Source organism: Arhodomonas sp. KWT (assembly GCF_010993615.1).
In genome coordinates, this window is sequence record NZ_WNXE01000127.1 from 1 (window position 1) to 7856 (window position 7856).

General features: G+C 62.7%; 8 protein-coding genes and 1 tRNA gene. 1 reads left to right on the forward strand and 8 read right to left on the reverse strand.

Features of this window, described 5'->3' with window-relative positions:
* Positions 1-111: 111 nt before the first annotated feature.
* The 8 genes from G7A99_RS14445 to G7A99_RS14480 form a co-directional block, all read right to left on the reverse strand.
* Positions 112-672 carry a GspH/FimT family pseudopilin gene (locus G7A99_RS14445; protein WP_163141359.1) on the reverse strand — a complete coding sequence of 187 codons (561 nt, stop codon included), beginning with the start codon at positions 670-672 and terminating at the stop codon, positions 112-114.
* An 88-nt stretch (positions 673-760) separates the two neighbouring features.
* Positions 761-1258, reverse strand: coding sequence for a type IV pilin protein (locus G7A99_RS14450; RefSeq protein ID WP_163141338.1), 498 nt, complete (start codon positions 1256-1258; stop codon positions 761-763).
* Positions 1255-1602: a hypothetical protein gene (locus G7A99_RS14455; protein ID WP_163141341.1), complete on the reverse strand. Its 348-nt coding sequence runs from the start codon at positions 1600-1602 to the stop codon at positions 1255-1257. The genes G7A99_RS14450 and G7A99_RS14455 overlap by 4 nt, the downstream gene beginning before the upstream one ends.
* 3 nt (positions 1603-1605) lie before the next feature.
* Positions 1606-5052 carry a pilus assembly protein gene (locus G7A99_RS14460; protein WP_163141344.1) on the reverse strand — a complete coding sequence of 1149 codons (3447 nt, stop codon included), beginning with the start codon at positions 5050-5052 and terminating at the stop codon, positions 1606-1608.
* Positions 5053-5072: 20 nt separating this feature from the next.
* Positions 5073-5615: a PilX N-terminal domain-containing pilus assembly protein gene (locus tag G7A99_RS14465; protein WP_163141347.1), complete on the reverse strand. Its 543-nt coding sequence runs from the start codon at positions 5613-5615 to the stop codon at positions 5073-5075.
* Positions 5612-6676, reverse strand: a complete 1065-nt coding sequence (locus tag G7A99_RS14470) for a PilW family protein (RefSeq protein WP_163141350.1) — start codon at positions 6674-6676, stop codon at positions 5612-5614. The genes G7A99_RS14465 and G7A99_RS14470 overlap by 4 nt, the downstream gene beginning before the upstream one ends.
* A 14-nt stretch (positions 6677-6690) precedes the next feature.
* The gene (gene pilV / locus G7A99_RS14475) at positions 6691-7125 is read right to left on the reverse strand and encodes a type IV pilus modification protein PilV (RefSeq protein WP_163141353.1); all 435 of its coding nucleotides are present in this window, start codon (positions 7123-7125) and stop codon (positions 6691-6693) included.
* Positions 7126-7145: 20 nt separating this feature from the next.
* A complete protein-coding gene (locus tag G7A99_RS14480; protein WP_163141356.1) occupies positions 7146-7682 on the reverse strand; it encodes a GspH/FimT family pseudopilin in 537 nt (178 codons plus the stop codon).
* Between the two features lie 97 nt (positions 7683-7779).
* Between G7A99_RS14480 and G7A99_RS14485 the strand changes: the two genes are divergently transcribed.
* Positions 7780-7855 (forward strand) — tRNA-Thr (locus G7A99_RS14485).
* The last annotated feature ends 1 nt before the right edge of the window (position 7856 follow it).

A 7856-nucleotide genomic window follows, 5' to 3' on the forward strand; every position in this document is an offset into this window, starting at 1 on the left:
TGGGGCGGCACCCGGCCGGCGGAACAGGCCGGTCACACCGAGGAGGTAGTCTTCTCCCTGCCCCGGGATCTCATGCGAGAGATCAGACGGCGGAGTGCGTAGCGTCCGGTCTCAGTCACAGCTTAGAGTGCCGGGGGGGCGTTTGCGGATCCTCCCCACCATCGACAGGGTTATTCCGTGTGATGGGGCATTGTCGGTGGTGTCACAGAGGACGAAGGTGCCGGCATAGCCGGAAGCGAGTCCGGTGGGGCGATAACGTACGTAGTCCGATGGGTTGCCGCTCGCCCTCAGTGTCAGCCCTGCGTCTGCGATGGCACCAGCCACTTGGACGATCCTTCCGGCCCCGGCATCGCAGCGTTCATCCCGGTCGGCATCCACACAGTTCCTGCGTCGCTCGGGGTCCTGGAACGCGAGCCAACCCTGCTCCCAGTGCCCGTCGTCGCGGCATCCCGTCGTCGGGTGGCCGGGGCACACTACGGTTCCAAGCCCTGTGGTTATTGCCTCTCGCCGGGCGGCGTGCAGGCTGCCGGTAAGGCGGTTGAGGTCGGTTGCCATGCGGTTTCGGGCGGTGATTCCGGCCAGGACTGGAACGGCCGCCACGGTAACGGCTGCGACGATTGCCAGTGTGACCAGCAGCTCGGCGAGGGTGAATGCGGACTGGCGTGGATGCATGATGGACCTCCGTGTCCGCTGAAAGATAAAGGCCGTCCATGGCCGCTATCCGTGCCCATCGCGTCTCGACGCGATTCGTCATGGCCGACTACGGGGATTCGCCCCGGCATTCGTCATCCGACCCCGCAGAATGGGTCCACTGACCGGTCTGGTCGAGGGTCAGCGTTCCGCAGGGATCGTTCGTCTGATCGTTCTGGGGCGCCGCCTGCAGGGTGTAGGTCGCCGCAGCGACGCTGGATACGCTGATGTCGTAGAACGTGGTGCCGTCCTGCGGGGATTCCGTCACCGGCAGTAGGTTGGTGACCTCGGCGGTGCTCAGTGTGTTGCCCGCGTCGTCCTCATCGTATGCCATGGTGGACGTATGATGCCGCTCGAGAAACTGGGCGTTCTCGAGCAGGTCACTCTCGGCAGTGGCACGCCGGGTGTCCCGGACGTGGTCGATATACGACGGGTACGCGACGGCGGCGAGGATGCCGACGATCACGACGACGATCATCAGCTCGATCAGGCTGAAGCCGTTACGGGGAGTGTTGGCTATCGTGCGGCAACGCTCCCCCGGGCCTGCGACACCGGCATTGAATCTCATCGTTTCACCTGCAGTTCCTTTACACGGATTCGCGAGCCCCGTAAGGACTCGAAGCGCATCTCGACACGCATTCCCTTGCGTAACGATTTCCGGGACATCAACTCGCCCCGTGTGTTGCGCAATACCGTGCGATCGTCGATTACAGCGGTCACGTCACCTATCACGAGGGATGAGTGGTCCTCGCCGAGGGTGGATATCGCGCCGGAGACGACGTGCCCGCTGCCGGCGTCACCTTCCTCGCGCTGAATGCTCGGTCGGCCATCGTTTTGCTGAGCGGAGACCATGCCGCCGCCCGACAGTCCCAGTACGACAGCGGCTGCAATGGCAAGACGGCTCGCTCTCATTGCCTACCTCCGGAGTTCCTGCCATGAAACGCGGCCCGTGTTCGAGGCGTCGAGCGGCGGAATGGTGTATGAAGTGTCGTCGTTGGCATCGTCACCGAAGGTGTAAAGTCGGTCGCCGAGAACGCCGAGGTCGGATACCCGCTTCGGCAGCTTGAGTCCCGATACCGGGTACGCGGCGTCACCGTTTGTCACCCTGTCACGCTGGTCGACGATGTCATCGTCGTCGATGTCGATCGCTGCCTCCTCCGGCCGTCCCCCGTTGAGAAGGTCGACAACCATGAGCCAGCTCTCCCCACCGCCGGCACACGGGTCGTCATTGGGGATGAGCGTTGAGAAGTAGCCGATCTCGTTGCGTACTACTGTATCGGAAACGACCCGTTCGCCGTTCGCCGGGAGATCGAAATACCAGCCCTTTTTGCCATCCGTTTCGGTGCTGTAGTTGACTGGATTGCGGGTGAGCACGCGGCGGTCGCTGGGGGCCCAGTCGGCGAATGTCTGCTCGACGAGATCAGTACGCTCCAGCGATCCGGTTCCCGCGTCCCAGATACCGTAGTAACTCTGCGCCTGCTCGGTGTTCCGGTCTCCAGGGACGAGGTACTGTCCGGTCCCGAAGGTGACAATGATGTTTGGGGCGTTATCGGCCGTCTCGCCGACATCCGTGTTGAACAGCAGACTCGGCTGTGTCGTGATCGGTTGACCGTTGCCATCCGGATCCTCGGCCGTGAATAGCGGGGACGAGCCGTACGCCAGACCCCACTGGTTGTCGTTCTGGTCGGAGAGATCGAAAACCCAGAGGTTGCCCCGCAGATCTCCGGCGTAGACGCGGTCCACGACGCTGTCCCCGTCGATGTCAGCAACCACCGGTGTACTCAGGCCGTTACGGTCGGATGTAGAGCCGATTCCCGTATCGATGGTCATGTAGTCGCTGTTCTTCCAGTCGCCGTCGATCCCTTTTTCGATGAACAGGATGAACAGCTGCGCGGTGCCGCTGCCGGAATCGTTGTAGCCGTTGCCGAAGATAACGGCCCATTCGCCGTTGTTCAGTCTCGCGACCGTGGGCTCGCTGAAGGTGTGGCCGAGATCGGCGTCGTTCTGTGATGAGAACTCCCACAGGACGTCTGAGCTGTCGATGGAAGGGGAGGTGACGTCGAGCGCGAACAGGCCGCGTCCTCCGCCGCGGAGACTGCCGATCAGCAGCGTACGCCAGTCGTCTCCACTGCCGGTATTCACGTATGCGTCCGAGACGACGGGTGACTGATCGACGTAGTAGCGATGACTGTAGTCGGGGTCGGTAAGAAAATGCAGACCCTGCTGAGCACTGTCGCTCGCGAGTGCTCTCGGCACGTAGGCCATGGTCTCCTCGCCCGTTTCCGCGTCGAAACCGTGCAGCATGCCGTCGTTCGCCCCGACATAGACCGCGGGATCCCGGTTCGTCGAGTTCTGGAATTCGGAGTACCGTTCGCCTTCCGCTGTCGGGAAAGGCTCCTGATCGGGCCAGCTGAGTTCCGGGTCGCCCACGTAGACCGGTGCGGAATGGATGATGTCGCCCAGGCGGCTGCCGCGGTCCCGGAAACTACCGCCGTTATCCTCTTCGCTGCTGCGATCGCCACGGAGGAAGGCGAGACGTTTCTGACCGCTGGTGACGCTGCCCTCGCTGCCGTCGGGGTTGGTCCGAAGGTCGGCCTTCATCGTGCTGCCGATGTTGCCCCATGCGAAGTCGACGCCGCTGCTTCCGTTGTAGCTGAGGATGTTCCTCGGCGAGGTGTTGAGGTTACGGGCGTCCAGCACGTTGGCGGCGGACCAGGCGGAGGAACTCTCGTAGGAGCCGTCCTCCGGATCGATCGGGATCGCGATCATGTCGCCGGACCAGTCCCGCGTGTTGTAGACCGGAACGAAGACCGTCGAGCCGTCCTCGAGGATCTTGCCGTTGAACGCGCCTGCTGCGGCGGTGGCGCTGCGATCAACCGCGGTCTGGTAGGCGTCGGAAAGCGCTGTAATCAGGGTTTCCGGGTTTTTGGCGCTGAGATAGTCTCCGCGCCCGTTCCAGGCCGCATGGCGGAGGTCGTCAATGGTGGTGATGTCGTCCGACGACGGCTCGGGCCAGGTGAATGCGTCCTCCCGGTTCGGCGGATTGGCACTCAGCGTGCCATTCACCCCGAAGGACACGCCGAAGGTCACCATGTGCTGATGGTCCGCAGGATCGGCGTCGCTGGTCGGAACCAGGTTAGGCAGGTTGCTGAGGTCGCGTTCGTAGTAGTCCATCGCGACGTCGGCGAGCGTGTTCGAGTAGGTGTCGGCGTACGACGCACCGTCATAATCGGTATCGTCGTCGCCGTCCGCGTTTCCGACGTCCGGTGAGGAACTGTTCCAGTAGCCGTCGGTCATCGCGATGACGAAGTTCTGCTGGCAGGAACCGCCGTCGGACTGGGACAGGATTGGGCTGGGCCAACGATCGCCCCAGTATCCACCCTCTCGGTAATTGCCCTCAAAGTACTCTCCAATGTCTTCCAGGCGTCGCCGCAGTGGCGTGCCGCCGTTGGAGTAGTTGCCGAGCAGGTTATCGAGGAGGTCGGACTTGTTGGCCGCAGCGGTTGCGTCGACTGGCGTGGTCTGGTCGTCAACATCCTTGACCGGAGTGTCGGCCCCGCCGTTGTCGTGCAATGTCAGCAGACCCATGCGTTCCGCCGAGCCGCTGATCAGCTCGGAGATCGCGCGCTTTGCGACGTATTCCTTCTTGCGGTAGTAGCTGAACCAGTTGGCGTAGTTCTGCTTCTCGTCCGCCGTCATGTCCTTGACGTAAACGATTTCGCCTTGCCCGCCGGTAGGCACCGAGTTGGGGTAGTAGTGCCCGTCCGTCGGTATGTTGTTACGGGGCGGGAGGCATTCCTTCTTGTCGTATTCGCCGTTGCCGTTCGCGTCGTTCCACTTGACGTAGAAGAAGCCGACGTCACTGGACCAGCAGCCCCAGGAATTCTCGTCCTCTATATCTCCCTCTTCGCAGGCGTCATTCTCCAGGTCTAGAGTGTCGCTGTTGTGGTCGTAAGGGTTGAACGGCGCGTCATTGACGGAGACGTCAGACAGCGTGTTGCCGTCGTCGTCCTCCCCGGCCCAGGGGGAATAGTCGATCGACGGGTCGAACGCCATGGTGTTGTAGGCCGAACACAGCTCCCGCCATTCCTCGGCCTCACTCGGTGTGGGGTCGATGTACACCCACTCATCCGATGCGTTCGGATAAAGCGTCCTGGCGCGGTCAGTGGGCATGTGGTCCCAGTCCATACTGCCGGAGTCGTCCAGCAGGAACATGATGTTCGGCGGTACTGTGATGCCCGTGTCCAGCGGGGCGTTCGCCAGTGTACCCGGAGCAGCACTGGCGTTGCCGACGGCGACGCCGAGCGCCAGCGCGCCGACCATGCGCGTGAGTCGCCGCTTGCTGATGATTCCGTTGATCATGGCGTGGTCCTTTCGCCGCCTCACAGTGCGGTGACGTAGCGGGAACGCAGGAACACCTCGGCGTTTTCCGAGCCGCCTACCCCCCGGACGGTGATCTGGAAATGGTATAGCGTCGGGCTGCCGGCACCGCCGCCATAGCTGGCGTCGGGAGTCGGTGAACGGTTGTTCGCGGAACCCGCGGTTTTGCCGAGGTACTTGACGACACATCGCGGCTGACTGGCGACGTCGGCCATGTTTACGCCGCAGTTGAACGAATCGCTGCTGGACCAGTCCATCGACAGGTAGTCCGGCTCGGTGTTGCCTTCGCCCAGCTTGCCGTTCGCGCCATCCAGGGCGGCCGTCGAGACGATGCCGTCAATCCAGTCCTCGGCCGCCCGCAGTCCCGCCTCGGCGGCCTGGAACGCGAGATCCCGATTGCGGAAGCTGCCGGTCATCCGCTCCTGAAGCGTCGTCGACTGCATCGCAGTCACGCCGATCAGCGTCAGTAATAGAAGGAATATCAGGGATATGGCGAGTACGACACCTCGTTGCCGCGCCGGCGGCATCGCAGCTATGGCGTTCATGGCAGCCGGTTCCTCAGGGCAATGGTAGTGGTGAACACGTGTCCCAGACGCCGGTTGGGGGGGCTGACGTTGCTGCCATTGAACTCCAGCGTCTGGGTGTCGTTGAGGACATTGTCATCCAGCGAGTAGACGAGGAGGGAGATCCGGAGCCCAACCGCCTCGTTCCAGTCGCCGACCGCGTCTGCGTCCTCGTAGCTGTCTACGTTGCCGTCGTCGTCCGTGTCCAGTCCGTACTCGATCTGCATGTCCTGAACGCCGGGAACGAGTTCCTCGTTGCTGCCTCCCAGGCCGGCGCGGTAGAGCGCCGAGACCCCGTCCGCGTTCTCGGCGACGTAGTACAGGTAGGAGTTCATGCGCACGATGCGGGAATCGTCCCCAAAGGTGTACGGGGTGCCGTTGGTCGTGCACTGCAGCGGCGAGCCAAGTCCCTTGGTGCAATTGCCCGGGCTGATGCTGCCGCCGGTGTTGTGCACGATCGTGAGGTTCTCCTGGTTGGCATTGCTGACCTGGAAGATCGCGGAGTGAGAGAGGTCGCAGGCCATGAGGACGTCTTCCGCCTCGAAGTCGTGTTTGGCCCGGTCCGATTCCGATTTGTCCACGTCAGAGGCCTTGGCGATCTTGAACTCCGCTGAAGTGGGGTTGTGATCGGTGACGACGAAACCGGACGACTGGTCACCGAACAGCGCCATCACCGCATCCGTACCGTCGACCGGATCGCGGACGCCGGCATACGACGGGAGGTCGCTTGCGGAATTCACTGACTCGTAGCCCATCAGCGGGGTGTCAAAGAAATCGAGCGATGGCGTAGTGCCGGCGTTTTTCAGCACGTTGGTCGCGGTCGCCGTGTTGCCGCAGGGGGAATAGCCGGCGGCACGGAGGTCCCGACGCAGGAACTCCATCGCGAAACGGCCGTTCTCCTGAATGTCGGCAAGGGCGCCGTTGGTGCGATAGCTCTGCTTGCTGCCCATGAAGATCGCGCCTACCCCGAGTATCAGCACGAGGCTGATCGTGAGCGCGACCATGATCTCCGGCAGCGAGAACCCCCGCTGTGCCCGGCGCATTCCGCCTCCGGCCCTCATACGCGTGTCTCTATGGTGAACGTCTGTTCGTCTTCCCCGCCTGCCCGGCTGTCGTTCCACCGGATCCGTACGGTGCACACAGCACTGGTGCCGTCACAGTCCACCGACGCAGCGCCCGAGGGGAGCCGGCTTAGCTGTGTCGACACCCAGTCCTTGAACTGCTGTACAGAGACGTCCCCGCTCTCGTCAACGAAATTGCCGGACGTGTCGTAATCCGGCGCGTCCTGGCGGTCCAGTCGGATGCGGTCAATCAGGTCGTAACCGGCGAGAACGGCCTGACTGCGGAGATAGGAGCTGTCGCTCAGGCGCAGTCCCGAAGTCTGCAGGGACGCAAGGCCAAGCAGTCCGACGGACAGGACGAGCAGGGCGACCAGTACCTCGATCAGGGTGAAACCTCGGGAATGGCCGTTGAGATTCAGGGGGGATGCCATCGTTTCGTATGCTCCTGGTCTCACGGACAGCTCCCTGTGCCTGCGCTGGCGCGTCCTGTCGGTGACACGTCCACGTTTCGGGCGGCGGAGCTGCCGGAATCGGTGATATCGAAGCAGCCGTTGGTGGTGGTCAATCCGGAGGGTTCATAGACAACCTCGTCCGGACCACCGCTTATCGAAACCGCGCCATCCGGTGCCCCGATGGTCTGAATGATCTCGTCGGCATCCTGGCTGCCGTTATCGTCTGTATCGGACCAGACCTCCCAGCCGGATTCCCAGTCCGTGCCGCTCTGCGGCTGAAGGGTCACTTCGCGCCCGCGCTCCAGGGCTTCACTGCGCGCGACGTTCATGGAGCGTACGAGGCTGTTGGCCGTCGTTACCAGCCGGTTGTCCTGAACGACGGAGCGGAAACTCGGCACCCCGATGCCGATGAGCACCACAAGCACCGCGATGGTTACCAGCAGCTCGACGAGTGTAAATCCGTTTCTTCGTTTCATTGCTTTTGTGTTGTGCCGCATGCGTTGCTCGTCAGTAAACCATTGTGTGACGGACTGCACTCTGTCACCGATGAACGGGGTCTAGCCCGGCCAGTAGGGAAAGCGAAGTCTATCTTGCGGTGCGTGCTGGTGCTCGGCTAGAATTCGCGTTTTGAAAGCCGGCGTAGCTCAGCTGGTAGAGCAACGCATTCGTAATGCGTAGGTCCGCGGTTCGAGTCCGTGCGCCGGCACCAT

Coding starts and splice junctions, on each gene's coding strand:
- G7A99_RS14450 (WP_163141338.1), bottom strand. CDS start 1,258: ATGAGATTCAATGCCGGTGTCGCAGGCCCGGGGGAGCGTTGCCGCACG.
- G7A99_RS14460 (WP_163141344.1), bottom strand. CDS start 5,052: ATGATCAACGGAATCATCAGCAAGCGGCGACTCACGCGCATGGTCGGC.
- G7A99_RS14465 (WP_163141347.1), bottom strand. CDS start 5,615: ATGAACGCCATAGCTGCGATGCCGCCGGCGCGGCAACGAGGTGTCGTA.
- G7A99_RS14470 (WP_163141350.1), bottom strand. CDS start 6,676: ATGCGCCGGGCACAGCGGGGGTTCTCGCTGCCGGAGATCATGGTCGCG.
- G7A99_RS14445 (WP_163141359.1), bottom strand. CDS start 672: ATGCATCCACGCCAGTCCGCATTCACCCTCGCCGAGCTGCTGGTCACA.
- pilV (WP_163141353.1), bottom strand. CDS start 7,125: ATGGCATCCCCCCTGAATCTCAACGGCCATTCCCGAGGTTTCACCCTG.
- G7A99_RS14455 (WP_163141341.1), bottom strand. CDS start 1,602: ATGAGAGCGAGCCGTCTTGCCATTGCAGCCGCTGTCGTACTGGGACTG.